Below are 22,989 nucleotides of genomic sequence, written 5' to 3' on the forward strand. Positions count from 1 at the left end.
CCTAGCGCTTCCGCAGCGGTACGAGCGGCTGCTCGCGGCCGATGGGATAGTCCTTGCGCAGCGGATGCCCCTCGAAGCCCTCATAAAGAAGGATCGGGCGCAGGTCCGCGTTGCCGCGAAAGACGATGCCGTACATGTCGTGGCACTCGCGCTCGTGAAAGGCCGCCGTTCCGTAGAGCGGGGTGAGCGAAGCGACCGTGGGGTCGTCCACGCCGACGCGCGTCTTCAGGCGCATGCGGCCGAAATGCGAGGTCGAATAGAAGTGGTAGACCACGTCGAAGCGCGGCAGGCGCTCGGGCCAATCCACCGCGGTCACGTCGAGCAGCAGGTCGAACGCGGCCGTCGCCTTCAAGTGGCGCACGGTGTCGAGCAGCGCGTCGGGCGCGACCTCGAGGACGGCGGGCAGGGCATCGGGAAGGACCGTGGCCATGGCTCAGAAGTCCTTCGTGAGGATCGGATGGTGGTCGTTCGCGATGCGCTCCTGCAGCTTCATGATCGCGTCGATCACCGTCTCGGGCCGCGGCGGGCAGCCGGGCACGTAGATGTCCACGGGGATGATCCGGTCGATGCCGGGCAGCGCCGCGTAGTTCTGGTAGAAGCCGCCGCTCGTGGCGCACGCGCCGAAGGCCATCACCCACTTGGGCTCGCACATCTGCTCGTAGACCTTGAGCAGGATCGGCGCCTGCTTGTGCGTGACCGTGCCCACCACCATCAGGAGGTCCGATTGGCGCGGCGAGAAGCGCGGCAGCGCCGCGCCGAAGCGGTCGGTGTCGTAGGGCGTGGAGCTCACGGCCATGAACTCCATCGCGCAGCAGGCCGTCACGAACGGATAGGGAAAGAGCGAGAACTTGCGCGCCCAGCCCACCAGCTCGTCCTTGCGCGTCGAGAGGAATTCGAAGGCGGAGTGGCCGGGCTTGTCGGCGTGGATCGGGATGGTGGGGTGCGAGGCGGCCATGGTCACTCCGTCACGGCCTCGAGGAGTCGCGTCTTGTAGAAGTAAAGGAGGATCAGCACCAGGAATGCCAGGAACAGCCCGAAGGTCGCGAGCATGAACGTGGAGAGCGGCTGGGCGGCCAGCGCCCAGAGGATCAGGAACACCGTCTCCAGGTCGAAGAGGATGAACGCGAGCGCCACGCCGTAGTACTTCACGGAGACGGGGCCGACGTTGCGCGGGTCGATCGCGGTCGCGCCGCATTCGAAGGGCTCGAGCTTGGCGCCCGTGGGCGCGGGCTTGGGCCCCAGCGCGCGATTGAGCGCGAGCGTGACCGCCACGAAGGAGAGGATCGCGCCCAGGTAGAGCAGGAATGCGACGTAGGCATTCATGGCCTGACGGTATGCGTTCCGCGACCTGCTCCCTTGACCTTTATCAACCGTCGGAGCCTTCGCGCCACGGTCCGGAAGTTTCTAGGCGTTCGCCGCGAGGTGGTGGCGAAGGCGGCGGAAGCGCTCGGCGGGATCGGGGCCGTGCAGCGGATCGGCACCCGAGGGTGCGGCCCGGCGCGCGGCTTCCCAGTCCTCGGGAGTCAGCGCTTCCTTCGCGCGCGCGAGCACGCCGCCTTCCTCGCGGGCGATGTGGTGCCGGTAGTAGACGAGGTAGGTCGCCGCGGCCGCCTCGAGCTCCGCGCGGCCGAAGAGCGCGTCGTCGAGCGCGGCCTGGAGGAGCGCCTCGAGCCGCTCGCCCGCGATCGCGATCACGCGGTGCTCCTGCGTGAGGCGGTCGAGGAGCGGCGCCAGGTCGTTGCAGCGCGCGGCGAGCAAGTCGAAGGCGACTTCCTCGCGGGGATGGTGGAACTGGTCCGAGTACTCGCGCAGGTACCGGATGATGTCGAGCATCAGCTCGTAGTCGGGCCGCTGTCCGGAATGGAAACGCTCCACCTGCTTTTCCAGGAGGTCGAGCAGGTGGTTGAAGTAGACGTGCTCGGCATGCCAACTGGCAATCGGATCGCCCATGGGATCATTGTCGGACTGCGGCGCGGCCTTCCGTTGATCCTCATCAACTCCGTGCAACGTTGCGCAGCTAGCCTCGAAGGAACAGATGGCCAAGGCGATTCCCCGCAACAAGGTCTCGGACGTCCGCGGCGTGGGCAAGCTCGCCGTGGAAGCCGCCGTCGGCTTGACCGGCGTCGTGGAGAACCTGCACCACAACATCACGCGTCGCCCCGCGCCGCTCGGTGCCCCGGTGCGCGAGCCGATGACGGGCATTTCGGGCTTCGTGTACCGGTCCATCCGATTCGCCGCACGCACGGCCGGTGGCGGCGTGGACTTCCTGCTGGGCCAGGTGGCGCCTTTTCTCGCCCACGAACCTTCGTCGCGCAAACGCGAGGCGGTGCTCGCGGCACTCAACGGCGTGCTGGGCGACCACCTGGCGCAGAGCGCCAATCCGCTGGCCATCGCGATGCGCTTGCGGCGCCACGGCCAGGATCTCGAGCTCACGGCGCCGGCGCTCGCGAGCGCGGTGCCGCATCCCGCCTCGCGCGTGTTCGTCCTTATCCATGGCCTGTGCCTGAACGACCTTCAATGGCTGCGCAGGGGCCACGACCACGGCGCCGCACTGGAACGCGACGCTCCCGCGGGCCGGCCGCTCACCGCGCTCTACCTTCACTACAACAGCGGGCGGCCCATAGCGACCAACGGGCGCGAGCTCGCGCAACTCCTGGAGTCCTTGTGCCGGAACTGGCCGGTGCCGCTGGAGGAGCTCGTGATCGTCGGCCACAGCATGGGCGGGCTGGTCGCGCGCAGTGCCTGCGAGCACGCGCGGGAAGACGGGCACGCGTGGCCCGCGCGCCTTCGGGGCATGGCCTTCCTCGGCACGCCTCACTCGGGCGCCCCGATGGAACGCGGCGGCAACTGGATCGACGTGACTCTCGACGCCAGCCCTTACACGGCGGCGTTCGCGCGGCTGGGGCGCGTGCGCAGCGCCGGCATCACCGACCTGCGCCACGGCAGCCGGGTCGCGCTGCCCGCGGGCGTCGAATGCCTGGCCATCGCCGGCAGTCTCGCGCGGCGTCCGGGGACCCTGGGCGAGCGCCTCGCGGGCGACGGCCTCGTGCCGCTCGAGAGCGCCCTGGGCCACGGCGCGGGGCCTGAAGGCCGCGACCTCTTCGCGGCGGGCGATACGTGGGTCGCGAACCGCGTGGGCCACCTCGCGTTGCTCGACTCGGGCCGCGTGTACCGGGAGCTGCGCAACCGGTTCTGCTGAACCCTTTGATCCGCGTCAATCGCCGCGGGGCGGGCATCCCTACGATACGGCCTCATGGATACCCCCGCGATCACATACAACGACAAGGTGGTGCGCCAGTTCACGGTGATGACCGTGGTCTGGGGCATCGTCGGCATGCTGGTGGGCTGCATCATCGCCGCGCAGCTCGCCTGGCCCCAGCTCAATTTCGACATCGCCTGGCTCTCGTACGGCCGGCTGCGGCCGCTGCATACCAACGCGGTGATCTTCGCCTTCGGCGGCTGCGCGCTGTTCGCTTCCTCTTACTACGTGGTCCAGCGTACCTGCCACGTACCGCTGGTCTCGCACAGCCTCGCCGCATTCACCTTCTGGGGCTGGCAGGCGATCATCGTCGCCGCGGCGATCACGCTCCCGCTGGGAATCACCACTTCAAAGGAATACGCCGAGCTCGAGTGGCCCATCGACGTCGCCATCACCTTCGTGTGGCTCGCCTACGCGCTGGTGTTCTTCGGGACGATCTGGCAGCGGCGCGTGAAGCACATCTATGTCGCCAACTGGTTCTTCGGCGCGTTCATCCTCACGGTCGCGGTCCTGCATGTCGTGAACAGCGCGGCCATTCCCGTGACGATGTTCAAGAGCTACTCGGTGTACGCGGGCGTGCAGGATGCGATGGTGCAGTGGTGGTACGGCCACAACGCCGTGGGCTTCTTCCTCACCGCGGGCTTCCTGGGGATCATGTACTACTTCATCCCCAAGCAGGTCGGCAAGCCGATCTACTCGTACCGGCTGTCGATCGTCCACTTCTGGGCCCTGATCTTCACCTACATGTGGGCCGGGCCCCACCATTTACATTACACGGCGCTCCCCGACTGGGCGCAGTCGCTGGGCATGGTGTTCTCGCTGATCCTGCTGGCACCCTCCTGGGGCGGGATGATCAACGGGATCATGACGCTCTCGGGCGCGTGGGACCGCCTGCGCACCGATCCCATCCTCAAGTTCCTCATCGTGTCGCTCTCGTTCTACGGGATGAGCACGTTCGAGGGACCGATGATGTCCATCAAGACCGTCAACGCGCTTTCGCACTACACCGACTGGACCGTCGGCCACGTGCACTCGGGCGCGCTCGGATGGGTGGCGATGATCTCCATCGGCTGCGTGTACTTCCTGATCCCCAAGCTCTTCGGGCAGAAGGAGATGTACTCGACGAAGCTCATCACGGTCCACTTCTGGGTCATGACCATCGGCATCGTGCTCTACATCGCCGCGATGTGGATCGCCGGCGTCATGCAGGGCCTCATGTGGCGCGCGGTCAATGACGACGGGACGCTCACGTACACCTTCGTCGAAAGCGTGAAGGCCACCTACCCCTACTACGTGGTGCGGCTGCTGGGCGGCGTGCTCGTGCTCTCGGGCATGTTCGTGATGGCCTACAACGTGGCGCGCACCATTGCCGCGGGCCGTTCGTTCAATGCGCCCATTCCCGCTCCCGCGGTGCACGCCCATGCGTGAGGCAACGGGTTATTCAAAGTCAAGGGCGGAACCGCCGATGAACGCCGATGAAAGGCGGATAGCCGCCGATAAGACAGTGCGAGATGCTGATCGGTGCTATCGGAAGCGCTCGCGATACTCGGGGCCCTGGCTCTCGTTGTCCTTGCTTTATCGGCGGCTATCCGCCTTTCATCGGCGTTCATCGGCGGTTCCGCCCTTGACTTACAACGCAGAGTGAAATGATGAAAATCACCCACGACCTCATCGAACGCAAAGCCGGCCTGCTGGCACTCCTCGTGATCCTCACGATCAGCGTCGGCGGCCTCGTCGAGATCGTTCCGCTCTACTACCAGCGCTCGACGACGGAACCGGTCGCGGGCCTCAAGCCCTATCCGGCGCTCAACCTCGAAGGGCGCGACATCTACATCCGCGAGGGCTGCTACAACTGCCACTCGCAGATGATCCGGCCCTTCCGCGCCGAAGTGGAGCGCTACGGCCACTACTCGGTCGCCGGCGAGTTCGTCTACGACCATCCGTTCCAGTGGGGCAGCAAGCGCACGGGGCCCGACCTCGCGCGCGTGGGTGCGCGCTACTCCGACGAATGGCACCGCACGCACCTGCGCAACCCGCGCGACGTCGTGCCCGAATCGAACATGCCCGGCTATCCGTGGCTCGCGAAGACGCCGATGACCGGCGCCGACACGGCCGCGAAGATGCGCGCGCTGCGCCACGTGGGCGTTCCCTACACCGACGCCGACATCCTCGGCGCCAAGCAGGCAGTCGCCGGCAAGACCGAAGAGGACGCGCTGGTCGCCTACCTGCAGGAGCTCGGCACCGTCATCAAAGCCCGGAGATGAACATGGACCTCAATACGATCCGCGTGACCGTCGAAGTCATCACCTTCGCCTCCTTCCTGGGCATCGTCGCCTGGGCCTGGTGGCCGACGCACCGCGCCTACTACGAACGCGCCGCCGCGATCCCCCTGAACGATGAGTGATTTCACCGACGGCTTCTGGAGCCTGTGGGTTGCCGGGCTCAGCATCATCTCCATCCTCTTCTGCGCGCTGCTGCTCACGCTGCAGGGCAAGAAGCGCGTGCCCGGTACCCCCGTGGAAACCACCGGCCACCAGTGGGACGAGAACCTCACGGAGCTCAACAACCCGCTGCCGCTGTGGTGGATGTGGCTCTTCTGGATCACGATCGGCTTCGGCGTTGTCTACCTCGTGCTCTATCCGGGGCTGGGGAGTTTCCCCGGCGTCCTCAAGTGGTCCTCGTCCGGCGAGTACGCGACCGAACGCGCGGAAGCCGATGCGCTGTATGGCCCGCGCTTCCAGCGCCTTGCATCCCTCGAGGTCGCCCAGATCGCGAAGGATCCCGAAGGCCGCCTCATGGGCGAGCGGCTCTTCCTCACGTACTGCTCGCAGTGCCACGGGTCCGATGCGCGCGGCGCCAAGGGTTACCCCGACCTCACGGCCGGCGCGTGGCTCTACGGCGGCGATGCACCGACGCTCGTGAAGACGATCCTCGATGGCCGGCAGGGAATGATGCCCCCGATGGGCGCGGCGCTGGGTGGCCCGGAGCAAACGCTCGACATGGCCCACTACGTCCTCTCGCTCTCCGGCGCGAAGCACGATGCGAAGCGTGCCTCGGACGCGAAGCCGAAATTCGCGGTGTGCGCGGCCTGCCACGGCGCGGATGCGAAGGGCAACGTCGCGATGGGCGCGCCCAACCTCACCGACAAGATCTGGCTGCACGGCGGCAGTGTCGAGACGATTGCCGAAACGATCGCGCAGGGACGCTCGAGCCGGATGCCCGCGCACCGCGAGTTCCTGGGCGAGGAAAAGTCCAAGATCCTCGCGGGCTATGTCTACGGAATCTCGCGACCGTGACCGGGTGATCCCGATCCATCCGGCGCCTCCCGCGGGCGCGGATGAGTCGGGCCTGTTCGAGGTCCGCAAGAAGATCTATCCGCGCGCGGTGCACGGCTGGTTCGCCGGCTGGCGCTGGGCGCTGGTGTGGGCCACGCAGCTCTTCTTCTACGGGATGCCGTGGGTCACGTGGAACGACCGGCCCGCGCTGCTCTTCGACCTCGCGGCGCGCAAGTTCTACGTGCTGGGCTTCGTCTTCTGGCCGCAGGACTTCATCTACCTCACGCTGCTGCTGGTCGCTTCCGCGCTCGCACTCTTTCTTTTCACGGCGGTCGCCGGGCGCCTCTGGTGCGGGTACGCGTGTCCGCAGACCGTCTACACCGAGATCTTCCTGTGGATCGAGCGGCGCATCGAGGGCGACAAGTTCGCGCGCGAGAAGCTCGACCGCGCGCCGCTCGATGCGCGCAAATTCGCGCTCAAGGCCGCCAAGCACGCGAGCTGGGGCGCGATCGCGTTGTGGACCGGCTTCACCTTCGTGGGCTACTTCACGCCCATCCGCGACCTGGGCGGCGAAGTGCTCTCGTTCGCGACCGGGCCGTGGGAGACCTTCTGGATCCTCTTCTACGGCCTCGCCACCTACGGCAACGCGGGCTGGATGCGCGAGCAGGTGTGCAAATACATGTGCCCCTACGCGCGCTTCCAGGGCGCGATGTTCGATCGCGACACGCTGGTGATCGCCTACGACGTGAACCGCGGCGAGCCGCGCGGGGCGCGCTCGCGCAAGGCCGACACGAAGGCGCTGGGACTGGGCGATTGCATCGACTGCACGCTGTGCGTGCAGGTGTGCCCGACCGGCATCGACATCCGCAAGGGCCTGCAGTACGAATGCATCGGCTGCGCGGCGTGCATCGATGCGTGCGACCAGGTGATGGACAAGGTGGGCTACCCGAAGGGGCTCATCCGCTATGCCACCGAGAACACGATCGCGCGCCACGAAGGCATCGAGGGCTTCGTGCGCCACGTGCTGCGTGCGCGCACGCTCATCTACACCGGGATCCTTTCGGCGGTGATCCTGCTCGCTGCCGGGTCGCTCTGGCTGCGCGTGCCGCTCAAGGTGGACGTGATCCGCGACCGCGGCGCGCTCGTGCGCGAGGTCGAAGGCGATCTGCTCGAGAACGTCTTTCGCCTGCAGGTCATGAACGCCACCGAGACGGCGCATCGCTATCGCCTTCGCGTCGAGGGCGTGGATGGGCTCATCGTCGCCTCCGCGCCGGAGATCGCCATCGAAGCGGCCACCACTCGCGGCTTCCCGGTGCGCCTGCGCGCGCCGCGCGCGTCGCTCGTCAAGGGTTCACATCCGATCCGCATCGCCATCGAGTCGATCGACGACCCGGCGCTGCAGGTCACCGAGAAGTCCGTCTTCATCGTCCGCTAAGGAGCCAAGGACCATGACCGAATCCACCGCATCTCCCTGGTACCGGCATCGCTGGCCCTGGCTGCTCATGGCCGGACCGTTCGTGGTGGTCGTCGCGGGAATCTCCATGGCCGTCGTGGCCTACCGCGGCGCCGACGGCGTGGTCGCCGACGACTACTACAAGCGCGGCCTCGCGATCAATCGAACGCTCGCGCGCGAAGCGCGCGCCGAAGCGATCGGCCTCCAGGCCGACGTTGCGTTGCGCGAAGGGCGCGCCGTTGCGCACATTGCCGCGACGGGTCCGCTGCCCGATCGCATCCAGCTCACGCTCGCGCACCCGACGCGCGCCGGAGAAGATCGCGTCGTGTCGCTCGCGCGCACGCCGCAAGGCACCTGGGAGGCACCGCTGCCGCCGCTCGCACACGGCCGCTGGCGCCTGATCCTCGAAACGCCCGAGTGGCGCTGGAGCGCCCTCGCGCAGGCCGCGGGCTGACGGCCATGGTGCGCCGCGCGCTCTGGCTTCTCTGGATTCTCTGGCCGGCTTTCCTGGTGGCGGGCGTGGCCGAGTTCGTCTTCTTCTCGATCTTCGATCCGCACGACCTGGTGGTGTTCGGCCGCCCGCTCGAAGCGAGCCGCCAGGCGGTCTACGCCCTGGGATTCTTCTTCTTCTGGACGCTGTGCGCGCTCTCGGGGGCGCTCACGCTCGCGCTGCGCGGCGGGGAGGTCCCATGAGCCGTGTCCTGGTGGTCTTCGCCTCCGTCGAGGGACAGGCGCGGCGCATCGCCGAGCGCATCGGCGCGGCGCTCAAGGCGCAGGGCCATGGCGTGTCGCTGGTCCCGGCCGATTCGATCGGGCTTGCCGACGAGGTCTCCCTGCACGATGGCGTCGTCGTCGGCGGCTCGGTCCGTTTCGGCAGTCATTCGCGCGCGCTCATCTCCTTTGCGCGCGAGGCACGCGACGCGATCGATTCGCGGCCCAATGCCTTCTTCTCGGTGTGCCTGAGCGCGGGCGGCCCGAACCCGAAGCCCGCCGTCGCGCAGGGTTACATCGATGCGTTCATGACGGCCACCGGCTGGAAGCCGCGGCGCGTGGCGGGTTTCGCCGGGTCGCTTCTCTACTCGCGCTACAACCCGATCCTGCGATTCGTGATGCGCCTCATCTCGCGCAAGGCGAAGGGCGAGACCGACACGTCGCGCGACTACGAGTACACGGACTGGGGCGCGGTCGATGCGTTCGCGCGCGGCTTCGCGGGCGATGTGGCCTCGACCAGCGTCGTGTCGCCCGGAAACGTCCGCAGCTCGTAGCCGCGGGCGCGCATGAGCGCGAGCATCGTGCCGTTGCCGGCAAGCACGAAGCCGCGCATGCGTTCGATGCCCGCGTGCCGCGCGGCCTCCTCGAGACGCGCCATCAGCATCGAGCCCAGGCCCTTTCCCTGCCAGCGGTCGGCGATGACGACGGCGAACTCGGCGTGCTCCGGAATCGACTCGCGCGCATAGCGCGCCACGCCGATGATCGCCTCGTTGCCGTCCTTGTCCGTGTGCAGCGCGACCAAGGCAAGGTCGCGCTCGTAGTCGACCTGCGTGAAGCGGGCGATCGCCTCGGGCGAGGCGTGGCCGCCCGCCGACAGGAAACGGAAGTAGCGCGCCTGGTGCGACAAGCCTTCGATGAAGCGGGCCTCGAGCACGGCGTCTTCCGGGCGGATGGGGCGCAGGCGCACGGGGGTGGCGTCGCGCAGCGCCCCGGCGTGCTCGAGATAGCTCGGGTAGGGGTGGATCGCAAGGTGCGACCAGCGCGCGTCGCGCGCCGGATGCGTGGGATCGATCACCACGCGCGCGTCGAGCGCGATGACGCCGCGCGCATCCACGAGCAGGGGGTTCAGGTCCATCTCGGCGATCCAGGGCAGCTCGCACGCCATGTCGGAAACCCGCAGCAGCACGTCGGTGAGCGCCTCCAGGTTCGCGGCGGGCACGTTGCGGTAGGCGCCCAGGAGCTTCGCCACGCGCGTGCGCGACACGAGCTCGCGCGCGAGGCGCTCGTTGAGCGGCGGCAGGGCAACCGAAGAATCGTCGAGCAGCGCAACGGCCACACCGCCCGCGCCGAAGGTGACGACCGGACCGAACACGGGATCGGTCGCGAGCCCCACGAGCACTTCGCGCGCATCGTGGCGCGACACCATTTGCTGGACGAGGACGCCGTCGACGCGTGCGTCCGGACGCAGGCGTCGCGCGCTGGCGACGATCGCATCGAACGCCTCGCCCACCGCGGCCGCGTCGTGCAGACCGAGGCGCACGCCGTCGACATCGGACTTGTGCGAGATGTCGCGCGAAAGGATCTTGAGCGCGACGGGGTATCCGATCGCGGCCGCTTCACCGATCGCTTCCTCGCGCGTAGCCGCGGGACGCATCGCCGGCACCGGAATGCCCCAGGCCGCCAGCAGTTCCTTGGATTCGGCCTCGGTGAGCATGGTGCGGCCATCATCCACGGCGCGCTTGAAGATCGCCGCGCCGGCCGGTCGCTCCGGAAAGTGGGTGCTCGCCGGACCGGGCGCTTCCATCAACTGGCGGCGCAGCGAACCCCAGCGCGCCACCACGCCGAGCGCGTCGACCGCGGTCTCGATCGTCGGGAATGCCGGAATGCCGGCACGGACCATCGCGTCGCGTGCGTCGTGCACGCTGTGCTCGCCGAGCCAGGCGGTGAGCACGGGAACGGGGCAGGCGGCCGCGGCCGGCGCCAGTTTCGCGGCGACGTCGCCGGGCTCGGAAACGAGCGTCGGCGCGTACGCGGCGATCACGGCATCCACGCCGGGGTCGGCTGCGATGGCGGTGAGCGCCGCGGCGAACCGGTCGCCGGTCGCGTCGCCGAGGATGTCCACGGGATTTCCGTGCGACCAATGCGCGGGCAGGCTGCGGTCGAGCGCGGCGATCGTCGCGGGCGCGAGGGTCGCCAGCGCGAGGCCCGCTTCGGGGATCGCATCGGCGGCGAGCGCGCCGGGACCGCCGCCGTTGGTGAGGACGGCCGTGCGATTGCCGACGGGTCCCGGGATTGCCGCGAGCGCCCGTGCCGCGGCGAAGAGCTGGTGGTAGCCGTGCACGCGCACCACGCCGCAGCGGCGCAGCACGCCATCGAAGACGGCGTCGTTGCCCACGAGCGCTCCCGTGTGCGAGCGCGCGGCCCGCGAGGCGCCGGCGTGGCGTCCGACCTTCAGCGCGACAACCGGCTTGGCGCACGCCAGCGCGCGCAGCGCGGAGACGAATTCGCGGCCGTGCTTCACGCCTTCCACGTAGAGAAGCACCGAGCGCGTCTTCGCGTCGAAGCGCAGGTAATCGAGGATCGCCCCGAAATCGAGGCTTGCGGCCGCGCCGAGCGAGACCACCGACGACAGGCCCACCCCCGCCGCACCCGCCCAATCGACGAGCGCCGAGCAGATCGCGCCCGACTGAGAGACGAGCGCGACGCCGCCCTCGGGCGGCGCGCCGCGCGCGAAGGAGGCATTGAGTCCGATCGAAGGGCGCAGGAGCCCGAGGCAGTTGGGGCCGAGCAAGGGGATGCGCGCTTCGCTCGCGGCGCGCGCGACCTCGCGTTCGAGCGCGCGGCCCGCATCGCCCGTCTCCCCGAACCCGGCCGAGAGCACGACGAGCGCGCGCGTTCCCGCGCGCTTCGCGTCCGCGACGATCGCGGGCACGGCGCTCGCGGGCGCGGCGACGATTGCGAGATCGACCGGCATCGGTACCTCATGGAGGCTCGGGTAGCAGGGAGCGCCGCCGATCGTCGCGTGGCGCGGGTTCACGAGGTGCACGGTGCCGCGGAAACCCGACAGGTTCGCAAGCACCGCCGCGCCCACCGATCCGGCGCGCGGGCTCGCGCCGACCAGCGCGACCGACGCCGGCGCGAACAGCGGCGCGAGGGGATGGCGGATGAAGTCGGGGGCTTCGGTCTCGAGCGGCCTAGAGGCTCGCATGGGCGGAGGGCTCGCGGCGCTCGCGCTGCGCTTCGCAGGCCAGGCAGCGCTCCGCGAACGGTTCCGCCACGAGGCGCTCGCGGGCGATGGGTGAGTAGCAGTCCGCGCAGGTGCCGAACTGGGGGCCGAAGCTGCGCGTGATCGCCCGCTCGACCCGCTCGAGCTCGGCGGCATCGCGTTCGACGCCGGCCAGTTGCGTGTCGGCTTCGACGCCCGTGATCTCGCCGCTGGCGCTGTGGTGAAAGGCTTCGCTCATCTCGCGGCGCAGAGCGTGCGCGCGCCGCTCGAGGATTCCGCGAAGGGTGGTGCGCAGTGCATCGTCCATGGCGATCTCCAATCTCAGCGGATGACGAGGACGGGCAGCTTCGTGCGGGCGAGGACCTTCTGGGTCTCGCTGCCGAGCAGGAGCTTCTCGAGCCCCTTGCGGCCGTGCGAAGCCATCACGATCATCGTGGCGCGTTCGCGCTTCGCGGCCGCGACGATGGCGTCGGACGCGGAGTCGCTGCGGGCCTGGGCCACCTTCGCGTCCACCTTCAGCGCGGCGGCGATCTTGCGCGCGTGCGCGAGCAACTTCGTGGTTGCCGCGGCCGTCTCCTTGAGGAAGATCGTCTCCGCGGGCCAGTCGATCGGATAGCCATCGGTGAAGGGCGGCATCTGGTAGTCGGGTGGGGCGGTGAAGATGGTGAGGCTGCCGTTGCTCGCCTTGGCGAGGATGGCGGCGGCCTTCACGGCGCGGTCGGACCGCGGCGAGCCGTCGGTGGGAACGAGGATGCGTTCAAGCATGGGGATCTCCTCAGGGATGGACGGAAAAGATGGATTGCCAATCGATCGCGCGGCGCGGCAGGTATTCGAGCGCCGAGCTCACCCAGCCGACGTGCTGGGCTTCCTCGGCGGCCATCTCGGTGGCCTGCTCGCGGACTTCCGCCGACGGTGACGTTGCGGCTGCCCACTCGAAGAAGCGTTGCGCATTGAGCTCGGCATTCAAGGCGATTTCGAGCAGGTGGCGTTCGCTCGTGGCGCGGTAGAACAACTCGCGTGCCGCGGCCTCGGGCGAACCGGGCCCGAGCCAGCAGTAGCCGTCGCGAGCGATCACCGGGAGCGTGAGTTCCCGGCTCACCTCGATCAGCGCGGCCAGGTGCCTCGCCTCCATCGTCGCGAGGTTGCGGCACAGCGCGGCGAGTATCTCCTCACCGCGATTGGCGAAATACGCTTCGAACTCGGTGTAGCGTTCTGCGGCCTCGCGCTCGATGGCGAGCGCATGCGCGTAGAACTCCTCGATGGTGGCGATGGTTCGCGTCATGGCTACCTCGCGATCATCACGGGACACGGCGCCTGGCGCAGCACGGCATCGGCGACCGAGCCGAGCGTGAGGTTGCGCAGCGTTCCGTGGCCATGCGAACCCATCACGATGAGGTCGATCGCGTTCGTCGCTGCGTACCCGCAGATCATTTCGCCCGTGTTGCCCGCGATCCACGTGGAGCGGTAGAAGGGGACACTCGCATCGAGCAGGACGGCTTCGGCCACGGCAAGCGCTGCCGCGCATTCGTCCGCGTGGTACTTGGTCACCGGCGACTCCGCGATCGCCGCCGCGCCCGCATAGGGAAGCGGCGGATGCACGTTGAGCAGGTGGATCTCGGGCGGCTGCGCGAGCGCCGCGGCCAGCTTGACGAGCTGGCGCGTGGCGCGCCGCGTGTATTCCGACCCGTCGGCAGCCAGCAGGATTTTCATCTGCAGACCACCACCGGAGTCTTCGAGTGCGCGAGGATCTTGTGGGTCTCACTGCCCAGGAGCAGGCTCGCGACGCCGCCGCGCCCGTGGGAGGCCATCACGATCACGTCGCATTTGCGCGCCTTCACGGCCGCGAGGATGCTCTTCCACGGCTGGTCGCCCTGCACGTGCAGTTCCTCGCAGGCGATGCTGGCGGCCTTCGCGATGGTCTTCACCTTCCCCAGCGCCTTGGCCGCGTTCGCCTTCGCGTTCTTGTCATAGGCGGCACGCACCTTGGACATGCCGTTGATGTAGGCGTCTTCGTGCATCGGCGGCATCCACGGCACCGACACATAGACGGCGGTGATCTTCGCCTTCAGCGCCTTGCCGAGCGCCGCGGCTTCCTTGGCGGCCTTGAGTGAAAGCGGCGAGCCGTCGGTGGGAACGAGAATGTGCTTGTACATGGCGGTCCTTTCAGTGGTTGGGTTGCAACATGGCGGCGCGCAGTCCCGCGACATCGAGAATGCGTACGTGTTTCTGCTGGACGGCGAGATACCCGTCGTCCTGGAAGCGCGAGAAGAGGCGGCTCACGGTCTCGAGCGACAGGCCGAGATAGCTGCCGATCTCGTCGCGCGTCATCCGGAGGTGGAACTCGCTCGGCGAGAACCCGCGCGCGAGGAAGCGCTGCGACAGATTGATCAGGAAGGCGGCGAGGCGCTCTTCGGCGCGCATCGTCCCGAGGAGCGTCATCACGCCCTGGTCGCGAACCAGCTCGCGGCTCATCACCTTGCGAAGCTGCCGCTGCAGCGACACGTCGTCCAGGCGCGCGGCCGGGATGATGCAGACCTCGCTGTCCTCCAGCGCGATCGCATCGGCGCCGTGCTGGCCGCCGCCGATGCCGTCGAGGCCGAGGATCTCGCCGGCCATCGAGAAGCCGGTCACCTGGTCGCGCCCGTCCTCGAGCACGACGCTGCTCTTGAAGAAGCCGCTGCGCACCGCGTAGATCGCGTCGAATTCGCTGCCGGCGCGCAAGAGCGCCTCGCCGCGCTTGACGCGCTTGCGGGTGTAGCCCGCGTCGTCGAGCTCGGCCGCGAGCCCGCCCAAGCCGCAGGGCAGGCAGAGCTCCCGCATCTTGCAGGTCGTGCACGGGGTGCTCAGGTGGGCGATCACGTTCTTCTTGCGGGGTGCGGGGGCGCTCATGGGGTCGACTCGCTGCAGGACGGTGGCAAGCATGGGGGGCTCCTTCAGTGGCGCAACGCCGCGATCTTCGCGATGACGTCAGGTACTCGGTCGAATTCGCTGGTCTTGTCGAGGAAATAGCGGGCGCCGGCCGCGGTACATGCGCGCCGGTATTGCGGCTCTGAATGGTTGGTGAGGACGATGAACTCGACCTCGGGGGCGCGCTCGTGGACGGCGCGCAACACTTCCATGCCGGAAACGCCCAGGAGGTTGAGGTCGAGCAGGACCGAATGGGGGCGCAGCCGGAGGATGGCCTCGACGGCGTCGCGCGCGCTGCCGGCCTCCCCGACCACGGTCACTTGATCCATCCGCGAGAGCATCTCGGTGAGCCGGGAGCGGATCGCGGGCGAATCGTCGACGATGTAGACCGAGGTGCGGGTGGCGGAGTTCATGGCGCCACTGTCGTCCCGGGCGGGACGCGCGCCCATCGGCGGCGGATGATTCGGGGCTGGCAGGAACTCCGGGAACGACCCTAGGAATATTCCTAGTGCAAATAAGTGGGGTCAGACTCGACTTAATTTAATTCTGGGGATAACTGGGGTCAGGCTCCAGTTATCCCCAGAATTAAATTAAGTCGAGTCTGACCCCACTTATTTGCACTAGACGAGGCCGTGGTCGAGCGCGTAGCGGATGAGCTCGTTGGCGTGCGTCATGCCCATCTTGTGCAGGATGTTGGCCTTGTGCGTGCTCACCGTCTTCACCGAGAGCTTGAGGTTCGCGGCGATGTCGGAGACGCCGTGGCCCTCGGCGATCATGCGGAAGACCTGGAACTCGCGGTCGGAGAGCGCTTCGTGCGGTTGCCCCTTGGCGCCGGGCATCGCGCCCAGTGCCAGTTGCTCGGCGACCTCCGCGCTGATGAACGCACCGCCACCGGCGACCTTGCGGATCGCCTCGACAAGCTGGCGCGCGGCGCTCTCCTTGGTGATGTAGCCCGAGGCCCCCGCGCGAATCGCACGCACGGCGTACTGGTGCTCCTCGTGCATGCTCAGCACGAGGATGCGCAGCTTCGGTTTTTCCGCGTGCACCTGGCGGATGAGCTCGATGCCGCTCTTGCCCGGCATCGACATGTCGAGCAGCAGAAGGTCGAAGGTGAGGTCGCGCACGCAGGCGATCGCCTCATGGCCGTCCTTGGCTTCGCCGGCGACTTCAATGCCGTCGGCGGCGGAGAGCAGCTGCTTCAGGCCATCGCGGACGATCGCGTGGTCGTCGGCGATGACGATGCGGATCATCGCCTTTCCTCGGCGTCGCGCACCGGCAGGCGCAACTCGATCAGCGTTCCGCGCCCCGGCGTGCTCTCGACGATCGCCGTGCCATGGAGCAGCGAGGCGCGTTCGCGCAGGCTCGTGAGCCCCTGCGAGCCGGGCTTGCGCGGATCCGAGATCGAGAACCCGCGGCCATTGTCGTGCACCGTGAGGACGACTTCTCCGGCCACGCGCACCAGCGTCACCTCGACCTGCGTGGCGCCCGAGTGCTTGGTCACGTTCGTGAGCGATTCCTGGAGCACGCGGAAGACGGCGGTGGCCCACGGATCGGGGAGGTCGAGGTCGCCTTCGCCCAGCACGAGCTCGCAGGCGAGGCCGGTGCGGCTGCGAAAATTCTCCGCGAGCCAATCGCAGGCGGCCGCGAGCCCCAGGTCGTCGAGCATCAGTGGGCGCAGATCCGAGGAGATGCGGCGGGCCGCGGCCACGGTGCCGTCGAGCAGCAACTGCATGGCGGCGAGCTTCGCCTTCACCGCGTCCGGGGCTCCCATAAGCGATTCGCGGAGCCACGACACGTCGATCTTCAGCGCCGTGAGCGCCTGGCCGAGCTCGTCGTGCAGCTCGCGGGCGAAGCGGCTCTTCTCCTGCTCGCGCGCCGTGCTCGCCGCGAGGGCGAACTCGCGCACCTCTTCGCGCGAGGCGCTCAGCGCCTTCTCGGCGAGCCAGCGCTGCGTGACGTCGCGCAGGATCACCGTATAGAAGCGGTGGCCGTCCTCGGAGACGTGCGAGATCGAGGCCTCGATGGGGAACTCCTGGCCGTCGCTGCGCAGGCCCAGCACGATGCGCTGCGAGCCCATGCGGCGCGAGGAGACGCCCGCTTCGCCGAATCGTTGCACATGCGCCTCGTGGTCCCCGCGGAAGCGCTCGGGGATGAACCGGGAGAGCGACGAGCCGATCGCCTGCTCGCGCGGGCAGCCGAACACCGATTCGGCGGCGGCGTTGAAGAGCACGATCCGCTGGGCTTCGTCGACGGTGATGATCGCGTCCATCGCGGACTCGACGATGCCGCGCAGCCGCGCTTCGGTGAAGGAGAGGGCCGGGGGTTTGATCGCGGTCAAAAGGTCGCCTTCAGTAAGGGGCACAGTGGGCGTCATGTCCGCTGCCCCGAGCATTTCCACTGTTCCGGATGCCTTCCAGGAAGGCGCCGTCGTTGTCGATCCGGACCTGATCCGCAAGCATGGCGGCAACGGGCCGCGCTACACGTCCTATCCCACTGCCGATCGCTTCGTCGAGGCCTTCGACGACGTCGCGTACCGCCACTGGCTCGCGAACCGGAACGTCGGGGGCTTCTCGCGGCCCCTCGGATTATACGTACACGTCCCCTTCTGCGACACGCTGTGCTTCTACTGCGCGTGCAACAAGATCATCACGAAGGACCGCGCGCGCGCCGCGAAGTACGTCGACTACCTCGAACGCGAGATCCGGCTCGTCGCCGGCGTCACCGGCAAGGCGCGCATCTCGAGCATGCACTGGGGCGGGGGCACGCCCACCTTCCTGGGCCGGGAGCTCACCGAGCGGCTCGTGGGAACGCTGCGCGACGCATTCGATTTCGATCCCGCCGGCGAGTGGGCGATCGAGGTGGACCCGCGCCGGGTCGAGGCGACCGGCATCGCCCACCTGGGCCAGGTGGGATTCAACCGCATCAGCATGGGCGTGCAGGACTTCGATCCGCAGGTCCAGCAGGCCGTGCATCGCATCCAGAGTGTCGCGCAGACGCGCGAGGCGATCGACGCCGCGCGCCGCAACGGCTTCACCTCGGTGAACCTCGACCTCATCTACGGCCTGCCCAAGCAGACGGTGGCGGGCTTCATGCGCACGCTCGATCGCGTGATCGAATGCGATCCGGATCGCGTCGCGCTCTATTCCTATGCACACCTGCCGGCGATGTTCATGCCGCAGCGGCGCATCCTCGAGGCCGACCTGCCGTCGCCCGAGGTGAAGCTCGAGCTCCTCACGACGGCGATCCGCCGCCTGGGCGAGGCCGGCTACCGCTACATCGGCATGGACCATTTCGCCAAACCCAACGACCCGCTCGCCGTGGCGCAACGCCAGGGACGGCTCACGCGCGACTTCCAGGGCTACTCGTGTGGCGGCGACAGCGATGTCGTGGGCCTGGGCGTCTCGGCGATCGGCAAGGTCGGGCCTGCCTATGCGCAGAACGTGAAGGGCCTCGAGGAGTACTACAGCGCGCTCGACGCGGGACGTTTCCCGACGCTGCGCGGCATCCAGCTCTCGCCCGACGACCTCGTGCGCCGCGCCGCCATCCAGGCGCTCGCCTGCCACTTCTCGCTCGCCAAGGAATCGCTGGAGATCGCGTACCTGATCGAGTTCGACACCTACTTCGCCCGCGAGATGGAATCGCTGCGCGAGCTCGAGGCCGACGGGCTCGTCGAGCTCGAGGACGGGTGGATCCACGTCACTCCCGCCGGGCGGCTGCTGGTGCGCGTCGTGTGCGCGGTCTTCGACCGCTACCTGCGCGAGACGCAGCAGCGCACCCGCTACTCGCGCGTCGTGTGAGCTCCTTCGCCCTGGGCGCGTTGGCGCTCGGCTTCCTCGGCTCGGCGCACTGCGCCGCGATGTGCGGCGGGTTCGCGCGCGCGGGGCAGGGCTCGGCGCTCGCACTCCACGCCGGGCGCATCGGGTCGTACATGCTCGCGGGTGCGGCCGTCGGTGCGGTCGGCGCGGCGCCGGCCGCATGGATCACGCATCCTTCGTTGCAACTCGCGGCCTTCGGGCTCGCTTGCCTCGTGCTCTTCGTGACGGGCGTTCGCATCGCCGGCATCGCACCCGTTCCATCACGCGTTCGGGCGACTCCTGCGTTCGAGACGCTTGCCGCTTCCATCGCGCGCCGCGTCGGTCCTCCGGGCACCGCGTCGCGCCGTTTCGCGCTCGGCGTGCTGTGGGGCTGGGCGCCCTGCGCGCTCGTCTACGCCGCCTTGCCGCTGGCGCTGGTGAGCGGCTCGGCCGCGTCGGGCGCGATTTCAATGGCGGCCTTCGGCCTGGGCACCGTGCCCGCACTCCTCGGCGCCGGCTGGGTGCTCGCGCGACTGGGTGAGCGCTCGCGCAAGTGGGCCGGCGTGCTCCTCATGCTGCTTGCCGTCACCGCCCTCTTCGGCCACGCCGCCTCCCATCCTCTCTTCTGCGTCACTCCCACGCCATGATGAAAGAACTCCTGCTCACACCGACCGCCGGATTCGATTCACCGCTCGAAGTGCTGCACGCTTGCCACGAGCGCATCACGCGCCACTACGAACTGATCGTGCGTATCGCCGGCCACGTCGTCGAGCACGGCGCGGACGACGAAGCGCGGGAAGCCGCGCGCACGGCACTTCGCTTCTTCGCGGTCGCGGGCCGCAACCACCATCTCGACGAGGAAGAGGATCTCTTTCCCGCCCTGGTGGCCGTGGCCTCGTCCGAATCCGCCGAGACCGTGCGCTCGCTCGTTGCACGCTTGCGTTACGAACACGAAACGCTCGACGCGTTGTGGGCGCCGGTGCGCGAGGGCCTGGAGGCGATAGCGGGCGGGCTCGATGGCGCCCCCGTCACGCCCGCCGATGCCGGGCGCCTCGCCCAGGCCTACGCCCAGCACATCGCGCAGGAGGAAGGCCTCCTCATTCCGCTGGCGCGCCATCTCCTGGGCGCTGCGGAGCTCGAGCGCCTCGGCCGCTCGATGGAAGCGCGCCGCCGCGCGAAATAATGGGGTCTGACCCCATTTATTGGTAGGCGACGCAGGACTCGCAGATCGTCCCGCGGACGTCCTTCCTCAGGTGCGCCGCGCGCAACTCGCGGAAGGGCGCGCTGTTCCAGCCCTCCATGAACGGGACCGCGTTCAGGTCCGCCATCACCCACTTGTCGCCCGCGTCGAAGCAGCACGCCGAGAGCTTGCCGTCGTGCGTGACGTGGCCCTCGGTGAACGCGGACCAGCAGGGCAGGGGTTCGCGCAGCGCGCCGATGCGCCCCTGGTTGCCCGCGATGGGACGGTAGCCAAGCTCCTCCTCGCGTTGCGTGGTGAGCGAGCCCATCGAGTAGAGCGGCAGCCAGTAGTGCTCGTCGACGTAGGGGCGGATCTCGTCGACGAGGGCGAGCATCTTCTCCTGCTGCTCGCCGTCGTACTGGATCGACGAGGCATAGAGCCCGCACTGGTAGGCGCCTTCCTCGCGCACGCGATGGGCCGCCTTGAGGTTGGCGATGGAATCGCGGAAGAGCTTCGCCTTCACGGCGGCGATCTGCGCGAACTGCTCCTCGTCCGCGTTATTCATCGAGAACTTGAGCGAGTCGAGGCCCGCGGCCATGCACTCGCGCACGCGCGCGGGTGTCGCGAGCGAACCGTTGGTGGTGAGGAACGCGTAGCGGATGCCGCGCTGCTTGGCGAAGGCGATGGCTTCGGGAAGCCAGTCGCACATGAAGGACTCGCCGATATAGAAGAGTCCCAGCTCCTCGACGCCGGCGTCGACCATTTCGCCCACCACGCGCTCGAAGAAGGCCTGGTCCATGCCGCCGCGGTCCTTCATGCGCAGCCGGTGCGCGCAGAAGCCGCAGCGGTAGTTGCACTGCGAGGTGAGCTCGATCTTCACCGCGCGTGGCGCGGGCAGCGTCGCGCCGAGGTAGCGATCGGGAATGCGGGTGACCGCATCGATGCGATTGGTGATGCTGAAGACCTTCATGGCAGACCCTTGTCCCTGGCGATGGAGGGATTCTCGACGCGGCGCCGACGCCGCCCCTTGAACCAGATCAAGGGCCATCGGGGGGCGTTTGATCCAGATCATCGCGGCCGGAAATTGCGTGCGCCGGAGCGTTGTTGACCCCAACCCCTTGGGCTAGCCTCACTTCCTCGACACAACAAGAATGGCGGGAGGGGAAGATGAGGGAGGTGGTGAAGCGCGACGGATCGCGGGTGCCGTATGACCTGGCAAAGGTGCTCTCGGCGATCCGTCGCGCGGGCGCGGCCACCGGAGAATTCGACGAGCAGGCCGCGGCGACGCTGACGGCGCTCGTTGGAACGGCCATCGAAGCCGGGGGTCACGACGCGCCCGCTGTCGAGAAGATCCAGGACCTCGTCGAGCGCGCGCTCATCAATGCGGGCCACATCGCCACGGCGCGTGCCTACATCGTCTATCGCGAGCAGCACCGCAAGCTTCGCGACGACGCGCGCGCGCTGGTCGACGTCGAGCGCTCGGTGAACGAATACCTCACGCAGCAGGACTGGCGCGTGAATGCCAACGCGAACCAGGGCTATTCGCTCGGCGGCCTCATCCTCAACGTGTCGGGCAAGGTCATCGCGAACTACTGGCTGTCGCACGTGTATCCGCCCGAGGTGGGCGCGGCGCATCGCGACGCCGATTTCCACATCCACGACCTCGACATGCTCTCGGGCTATTGCGCGGGCTGGTCGTTGCGCACGTTCCTCGCCGAAGGGCTCAACGGCGTGCCGGGCAAGGTGGAGGCCGGGCCGCCGAAGCATCTGTCCTCCGCGGTGGGCCAGATCGTGAACTTCCTCGGCACGCTGCAAAACGAGTGGGCCGGCGCGCAGGCCTTCAGCTCGTTCGATACCTACATGGCGCCGTTCGTGCGCAAGGACGGGTTCGACTATGCCCAGGTCCGCCAATGCATCCAGGAGCTGGTCTACAACCTCAATGTCCCCTCGCGCTGGGGCACGCAGACGCCGTTCACCAACCTCACGTTCGACTGGAAGTGCCCCGAGGACCTGCGCGAGCAGATCCCCGTCGTCGCGGGCGAGGAGATGCCGTACACGTACGGCGACCTGCAGCCCGAGATGGACATGATCAACCGCGCCTACATCGACGTGATGACCGCCGGCGATGCAAAGGGGCGCGTGTTCACGTTTCCCATTCCCACCTACAACATCACGAAGGACTTCGACTGGGACCACCCCAACTGCGAGGCGCTCTTCGCGATGACGGCGAAGTACGGCCTGCCGTATTTCCAGAACTTCGTGAACTCCGACCTGCAGCCGCACATGATCCGCTCGATGTGCTGCCGCCTGCAGCTCGACCTGCGCGAGCTCCTGAAGCGCGGCAACGGCCTGTTCGGCTCGGCCGAGCAGACCGGCTCGCTCGGGGTCGTGACGATCAACTGCGCCCGCCTGGGCTACCGCTATCCCGGCGACAAGGCCGCGCTCTACGCCGAGCTCGACCGCCTGCTCGGCCTCGCGCGCACGAGCCTCGAGATCAAGCGCAAGGTGATCGGGCGCCTGATGGACGACGGGCTCTTTCCGTACACGAAGCGCTACCTCGGGACGCTCCGCAACCACTTCTCCACGATCGGCGTGAATGGCGTCAACGAGATGGTGCGCAACTTCACCGGCGGCGCGCGCGACATCACCAGCGAGGCCGGGCACGCGCTGGCCCTCGAGCTGCTGCGCCACGTGCGCGCGCGCATCGTCGACATGCAGGAGGAAACCGGGCACCTCTACAACCTCGAGGCCACGCCCGCGGAAGGCACGACCTATCGCTTCGCGAAAGAGGATCGCCGCCGCTTCCCCGGCATCCTGCAGGCGGGCACCGACGCCAATCCCTACTACACGAACTCGACGCAACTGCCCGTGGGGTTCACCGACGATCCGTTCGAGGCGCTCGAACGGCAGGACGACCTGCAGCGCCTCTATACCGGCGGCACGGTCCTGCACCTTTATATGGATGGTGCCGTGTCGGGCGCGGAAGCCTGCAAGCAACTGGTGCGCCGCTCGCTCGCGCGTTTCCGCCTGCCGTACGTCACGGTGACGCCAACCTTCTCGATCTGCCCGAAGCACGGCTACCTCTCGGGCCGCCACGATTTCTGCCCGCGCTGCGACGAGGAGATCCTCACGAAGAAGCGCCGCGCGCGCGCCGCTGATTTCCAACTCGAACAAGGAGACTGAG

General features: G+C 68.2%; 28 protein-coding genes. 13 read left to right on the forward strand and 15 right to left on the reverse strand.

What is annotated here, in order from left to right; translation table 11 throughout:
* Position 1: 1 nt before the first annotated feature.
* The 4 genes from DSM104440_RS05180 to DSM104440_RS05195 all read right to left on the reverse strand — a co-directional run bounded on the left by DSM104440_RS05180 (position 2) and on the right by DSM104440_RS05195 (position 1,950).
* Positions 2–430: an NADH-quinone oxidoreductase subunit C gene (locus tag DSM104440_RS05180; protein ID WP_171160999.1), complete on the reverse strand. Its 429-nt coding sequence runs from the start codon at positions 428–430 to the stop codon at positions 2–4.
* 3 nt (positions 431–433) lie between these two features.
* Positions 434–955, reverse strand: a complete 522-nt coding sequence (locus DSM104440_RS05185; protein WP_171161000.1) for an NADH-quinone oxidoreductase subunit B — start codon at positions 953–955, stop codon at positions 434–436.
* Between the two features lie 2 nt (positions 956–957).
* Positions 958–1,323, reverse strand: a complete 366-nt coding sequence (locus DSM104440_RS05190; protein WP_171161001.1) for an NADH-quinone oxidoreductase subunit A — start codon at positions 1,321–1,323, stop codon at positions 958–960.
* 81 nt (positions 1,324–1,404) lie between these two features.
* Positions 1,405–1,950 (reverse strand): hemerythrin domain-containing protein, encoded by a 546-nt coding sequence (locus tag DSM104440_RS05195; RefSeq protein ID WP_171161002.1) that lies wholly within the window; start codon positions 1,948–1,950, stop codon positions 1,405–1,407.
* Between the two features lie 85 nt (positions 1,951–2,035).
* On the opposite strand from DSM104440_RS05195, the gene DSM104440_RS05200 reads away from it, so the two are divergent.
* From DSM104440_RS05200 to DSM104440_RS05240, 9 genes are all read left to right on the forward strand, one after another.
* Positions 2,036–3,199: a PGAP1-like alpha/beta domain-containing protein gene (locus DSM104440_RS05200; protein WP_171161003.1), complete on the forward strand. Its 1,164-nt coding sequence runs from the start codon at positions 2,036–2,038 to the stop codon at positions 3,197–3,199.
* Positions 3,200–3,253: 54 nt separating this feature from the next.
* The gene (gene ccoN, locus DSM104440_RS05205) at positions 3,254–4,687 is read left to right on the forward strand and encodes a cytochrome-c oxidase, cbb3-type subunit I (RefSeq protein WP_171161004.1); all 1,434 of its coding nucleotides are present in this window, start codon (positions 3,254–3,256) and stop codon (positions 4,685–4,687) included.
* 218 nt (positions 4,688–4,905) lie between these two features.
* A complete protein-coding gene (gene ccoO / locus DSM104440_RS05210; RefSeq protein ID WP_212758212.1) occupies positions 4,906–5,523 on the forward strand; it encodes a cytochrome-c oxidase, cbb3-type subunit II in 618 nt (205 codons plus the stop codon).
* 2 nt (positions 5,524–5,525) lie between these two features.
* Positions 5,526–5,663, forward strand: a complete 138-nt coding sequence (locus tag DSM104440_RS05215) for a cbb3-type cytochrome oxidase subunit 3 (RefSeq protein WP_212758213.1) — start codon at positions 5,526–5,528, stop codon at positions 5,661–5,663.
* Entirely contained in the window at positions 5,656–6,555 is a 900-nt protein-coding gene (ccoP, locus tag DSM104440_RS05220) for a cytochrome-c oxidase, cbb3-type subunit III (RefSeq protein WP_171161006.1), read from the forward strand. Before DSM104440_RS05215 ends, ccoP begins: the two co-directional genes overlap by 8 nt.
* Positions 6,530–7,969, forward strand: coding sequence for a cytochrome c oxidase accessory protein CcoG (ccoG, locus tag DSM104440_RS05225; protein WP_171161007.1), 1,440 nt, complete (start codon positions 6,530–6,532; stop codon positions 7,967–7,969). The genes ccoP and ccoG overlap by 26 nt, the downstream gene beginning before the upstream one ends.
* A gap of 13 nt (positions 7,970–7,982) precedes the next feature.
* The gene (locus DSM104440_RS05230) at positions 7,983–8,441 is read left to right on the forward strand and encodes a FixH family protein (protein WP_171161008.1); all 459 of its coding nucleotides are present in this window, start codon (positions 7,983–7,985) and stop codon (positions 8,439–8,441) included.
* A gap of 5 nt (positions 8,442–8,446) precedes the next feature.
* Positions 8,447–8,680 carry a hypothetical protein gene (locus DSM104440_RS05235; protein WP_171161009.1) on the forward strand — a complete coding sequence of 78 codons (234 nt, stop codon included), beginning with the start codon at positions 8,447–8,449 and terminating at the stop codon, positions 8,678–8,680.
* On the forward strand, positions 8,677–9,252 hold the full coding sequence (locus DSM104440_RS05240) for a flavodoxin domain-containing protein (RefSeq protein WP_171161010.1): 576 nt from the start codon (positions 8,677–8,679) through the stop codon (positions 9,250–9,252). Before DSM104440_RS05235 ends, DSM104440_RS05240 begins: the two co-directional genes overlap by 4 nt.
* On the opposite strand, the gene DSM104440_RS05245 is transcribed toward DSM104440_RS05240, so the two are convergent.
* The 10 genes from DSM104440_RS05245 to DSM104440_RS05290 all read right to left on the reverse strand — a co-directional run bounded on the left by DSM104440_RS05245 (position 9,147) and on the right by DSM104440_RS05290 (position 17,169).
* Positions 9,147–11,906 (reverse strand): bifunctional acetate--CoA ligase family protein/GNAT family N-acetyltransferase, encoded by a 2,760-nt coding sequence (locus DSM104440_RS05245; RefSeq protein WP_171161011.1) that lies wholly within the window; start codon positions 11,904–11,906, stop codon positions 9,147–9,149. The genes DSM104440_RS05240 and DSM104440_RS05245 overlap by 106 nt on opposite strands.
* Positions 11,893–12,231, reverse strand: a complete 339-nt coding sequence (locus DSM104440_RS05250; RefSeq protein ID WP_171161012.1) for a TraR/DksA family transcriptional regulator — start codon at positions 12,229–12,231, stop codon at positions 11,893–11,895. Before DSM104440_RS05250 ends, DSM104440_RS05245 begins: the two co-directional genes overlap by 14 nt.
* Positions 12,232–12,245: 14 nt before the next feature.
* The gene (locus DSM104440_RS05255; RefSeq protein ID WP_171161013.1) at positions 12,246–12,689 is read right to left on the reverse strand and encodes a universal stress protein; all 444 of its coding nucleotides are present in this window, start codon (positions 12,687–12,689) and stop codon (positions 12,246–12,248) included.
* Between the two features lie 10 nt (positions 12,690–12,699).
* On the reverse strand, positions 12,700–13,206 hold the full coding sequence (locus DSM104440_RS05260) for a ferritin-like domain-containing protein (RefSeq protein WP_171161014.1): 507 nt from the start codon (positions 13,204–13,206) through the stop codon (positions 12,700–12,702).
* 2 nt (positions 13,207–13,208) lie between these two features.
* Positions 13,209–13,634 carry a universal stress protein gene (locus tag DSM104440_RS05265; protein WP_171161015.1) on the reverse strand — a complete coding sequence of 142 codons (426 nt, stop codon included), beginning with the start codon at positions 13,632–13,634 and terminating at the stop codon, positions 13,209–13,211.
* Positions 13,631–14,077, reverse strand: coding sequence for a universal stress protein (locus DSM104440_RS05270; RefSeq protein WP_171161016.1), 447 nt, complete (start codon positions 14,075–14,077; stop codon positions 13,631–13,633). Before DSM104440_RS05270 ends, DSM104440_RS05265 begins: the two co-directional genes overlap by 4 nt.
* Before the next feature lie 10 nt (positions 14,078–14,087).
* Positions 14,088–14,846, reverse strand: coding sequence for a helix-turn-helix domain-containing protein (locus tag DSM104440_RS05275; RefSeq protein ID WP_425509651.1), 759 nt, complete (start codon positions 14,844–14,846; stop codon positions 14,088–14,090).
* An 11-nt stretch (positions 14,847–14,857) separates the two neighbouring features.
* Entirely contained in the window at positions 14,858–15,244 is a 387-nt protein-coding gene (locus DSM104440_RS05280) for a response regulator (RefSeq protein WP_171161017.1), read from the reverse strand.
* Between the two features lie 207 nt (positions 15,245–15,451).
* The gene (locus DSM104440_RS05285) at positions 15,452–16,081 is read right to left on the reverse strand and encodes a response regulator (RefSeq protein WP_171161018.1); all 630 of its coding nucleotides are present in this window, start codon (positions 16,079–16,081) and stop codon (positions 15,452–15,454) included.
* Entirely contained in the window at positions 16,078–17,169 is a 1,092-nt protein-coding gene (locus DSM104440_RS05290; RefSeq protein WP_212758214.1) for a PAS domain-containing sensor histidine kinase, read from the reverse strand. The genes DSM104440_RS05285 and DSM104440_RS05290 overlap by 4 nt, the downstream gene beginning before the upstream one ends.
* A 34-nt stretch (positions 17,170–17,203) precedes the next feature.
* Between DSM104440_RS05290 and hemN the strand changes: the two genes are divergently transcribed.
* Genes hemN through DSM104440_RS05305 form a run of 3 tightly spaced genes read left to right on the forward strand, consistent with a single transcriptional unit; the run spans position 17,204 to position 19,808 of the window.
* A complete protein-coding gene (gene hemN, locus DSM104440_RS05295) occupies positions 17,204–18,628 on the forward strand; it encodes an oxygen-independent coproporphyrinogen III oxidase (protein ID WP_171161020.1) in 1,425 nt (474 codons plus the stop codon).
* Positions 18,625–19,272, forward strand: a complete 648-nt coding sequence (locus tag DSM104440_RS05300) for a sulfite exporter TauE/SafE family protein (protein WP_171161021.1) — start codon at positions 18,625–18,627, stop codon at positions 19,270–19,272. Before hemN ends, DSM104440_RS05300 begins: the two co-directional genes overlap by 4 nt.
* Positions 19,269–19,808 carry a hemerythrin domain-containing protein gene (locus DSM104440_RS05305; protein ID WP_171161022.1) on the forward strand — a complete coding sequence of 180 codons (540 nt, stop codon included), beginning with the start codon at positions 19,269–19,271 and terminating at the stop codon, positions 19,806–19,808. The genes DSM104440_RS05300 and DSM104440_RS05305 overlap by 4 nt, the downstream gene beginning before the upstream one ends.
* A 16-nt stretch (positions 19,809–19,824) precedes the next feature.
* Here the strand turns inward: DSM104440_RS05305 and DSM104440_RS05310 are convergent, their stop codons facing one another.
* The gene (locus DSM104440_RS05310) at positions 19,825–20,775 is read right to left on the reverse strand and encodes a radical SAM/SPASM domain-containing protein (RefSeq protein WP_171161023.1); all 951 of its coding nucleotides are present in this window, start codon (positions 20,773–20,775) and stop codon (positions 19,825–19,827) included.
* A gap of 197 nt (positions 20,776–20,972) precedes the next feature.
* Here DSM104440_RS05310 and DSM104440_RS05315 point away from each other — a divergent pair, with 197 nt between their 5' ends.
* The gene (locus DSM104440_RS05315) at positions 20,973–22,988 is read left to right on the forward strand and encodes a ribonucleoside triphosphate reductase (protein WP_171161024.1); all 2,016 of its coding nucleotides are present in this window, start codon (positions 20,973–20,975) and stop codon (positions 22,986–22,988) included.
* Position 22,989 lies beyond the last annotated feature (1 nt).

Source organism: Usitatibacter palustris, from assembly GCF_013003985.1.
In the GTDB taxonomy this organism is placed as follows: domain Bacteria; phylum Pseudomonadota; class Gammaproteobacteria; order Burkholderiales; family Usitatibacteraceae; genus Usitatibacter; species Usitatibacter palustris.

Excerpts from the sequence above, each read along its gene's own strand:
- DSM104440_RS05180 (WP_171160999.1), bottom strand. The coding sequence starts at position 430 with ATGGCCACGGTCCTTCCCGATGCCCTGCCCGCCGTCCTCGAGGTCGCG.
- DSM104440_RS05275 (WP_425509651.1), bottom strand. The coding sequence starts at position 14,846 with ATGCTTGCCACCGTCCTGCAGCGAGTCGACCCCATGAGCGCCCCCGCA.
- DSM104440_RS05195 (WP_171161002.1), bottom strand. The coding sequence starts at position 1,950 with ATGGGCGATCCGATTGCCAGTTGGCATGCCGAGCACGTCTACTTCAAC.
- ccoG (WP_171161007.1), top strand. The coding sequence starts at position 6,530 with ATGTCTACGGAATCTCGCGACCGTGACCGGGTGATCCCGATCCATCCG.
- DSM104440_RS05185 (WP_171161000.1), bottom strand. The coding sequence starts at position 955 with ATGGCCGCCTCGCACCCCACCATCCCGATCCACGCCGACAAGCCCGGC.
- ccoN (WP_171161004.1), top strand. The coding sequence starts at position 3,254 with ATGGATACCCCCGCGATCACATACAACGACAAGGTGGTGCGCCAGTTC.
- DSM104440_RS05190 (WP_171161001.1), bottom strand. The coding sequence starts at position 1,323 with ATGAATGCCTACGTCGCATTCCTGCTCTACCTGGGCGCGATCCTCTCC.
- DSM104440_RS05200 (WP_171161003.1), top strand. The coding sequence starts at position 2,036 with ATGGCCAAGGCGATTCCCCGCAACAAGGTCTCGGACGTCCGCGGCGTG.
- DSM104440_RS05230 (WP_171161008.1), top strand. The coding sequence starts at position 7,983 with ATGACCGAATCCACCGCATCTCCCTGGTACCGGCATCGCTGGCCCTGG.
- DSM104440_RS05270 (WP_171161016.1), bottom strand. The coding sequence starts at position 14,077 with ATGTACAAGCACATTCTCGTTCCCACCGACGGCTCGCCGCTTTCACTC.
- DSM104440_RS05245 (WP_171161011.1), bottom strand. The coding sequence starts at position 11,906 with ATGCGAGCCTCTAGGCCGCTCGAGACCGAAGCCCCCGACTTCATCCGC.
- DSM104440_RS05235 (WP_171161009.1), top strand. The coding sequence starts at position 8,447 with ATGGTGCGCCGCGCGCTCTGGCTTCTCTGGATTCTCTGGCCGGCTTTC.
- DSM104440_RS05240 (WP_171161010.1), top strand. The coding sequence starts at position 8,677 with ATGAGCCGTGTCCTGGTGGTCTTCGCCTCCGTCGAGGGACAGGCGCGG.
- ccoP (WP_171161006.1), top strand. The coding sequence starts at position 5,656 with ATGAGTGATTTCACCGACGGCTTCTGGAGCCTGTGGGTTGCCGGGCTC.
- DSM104440_RS05285 (WP_171161018.1), bottom strand. The coding sequence starts at position 16,081 with ATGATCCGCATCGTCATCGCCGACGACCACGCGATCGTCCGCGATGGC.
- DSM104440_RS05250 (WP_171161012.1), bottom strand. The coding sequence starts at position 12,231 with ATGGACGATGCACTGCGCACCACCCTTCGCGGAATCCTCGAGCGGCGC.
- DSM104440_RS05265 (WP_171161015.1), bottom strand. The coding sequence starts at position 13,634 with ATGAAAATCCTGCTGGCTGCCGACGGGTCGGAATACACGCGGCGCGCC.
- DSM104440_RS05315 (WP_171161024.1), top strand. The coding sequence starts at position 20,973 with ATGAGGGAGGTGGTGAAGCGCGACGGATCGCGGGTGCCGTATGACCTG.
- ccoO (WP_212758212.1), top strand. The coding sequence starts at position 4,906 with ATGATGAAAATCACCCACGACCTCATCGAACGCAAAGCCGGCCTGCTG.
- DSM104440_RS05255 (WP_171161013.1), bottom strand. The coding sequence starts at position 12,689 with ATGCTTGAACGCATCCTCGTTCCCACCGACGGCTCGCCGCGGTCCGAC.
- DSM104440_RS05310 (WP_171161023.1), bottom strand. The coding sequence starts at position 20,775 with ATGAAGGTCTTCAGCATCACCAATCGCATCGATGCGGTCACCCGCATT.
- hemN (WP_171161020.1), top strand. The coding sequence starts at position 17,204 with ATGTCCGCTGCCCCGAGCATTTCCACTGTTCCGGATGCCTTCCAGGAA.
- DSM104440_RS05260 (WP_171161014.1), bottom strand. The coding sequence starts at position 13,206 with ATGACGCGAACCATCGCCACCATCGAGGAGTTCTACGCGCATGCGCTC.
- DSM104440_RS05215 (WP_212758213.1), top strand. The coding sequence starts at position 5,526 with ATGGACCTCAATACGATCCGCGTGACCGTCGAAGTCATCACCTTCGCC.
- DSM104440_RS05305 (WP_171161022.1), top strand. The coding sequence starts at position 19,269 with ATGATGAAAGAACTCCTGCTCACACCGACCGCCGGATTCGATTCACCG.
- DSM104440_RS05280 (WP_171161017.1), bottom strand. The coding sequence starts at position 15,244 with ATGAACTCCGCCACCCGCACCTCGGTCTACATCGTCGACGATTCGCCC.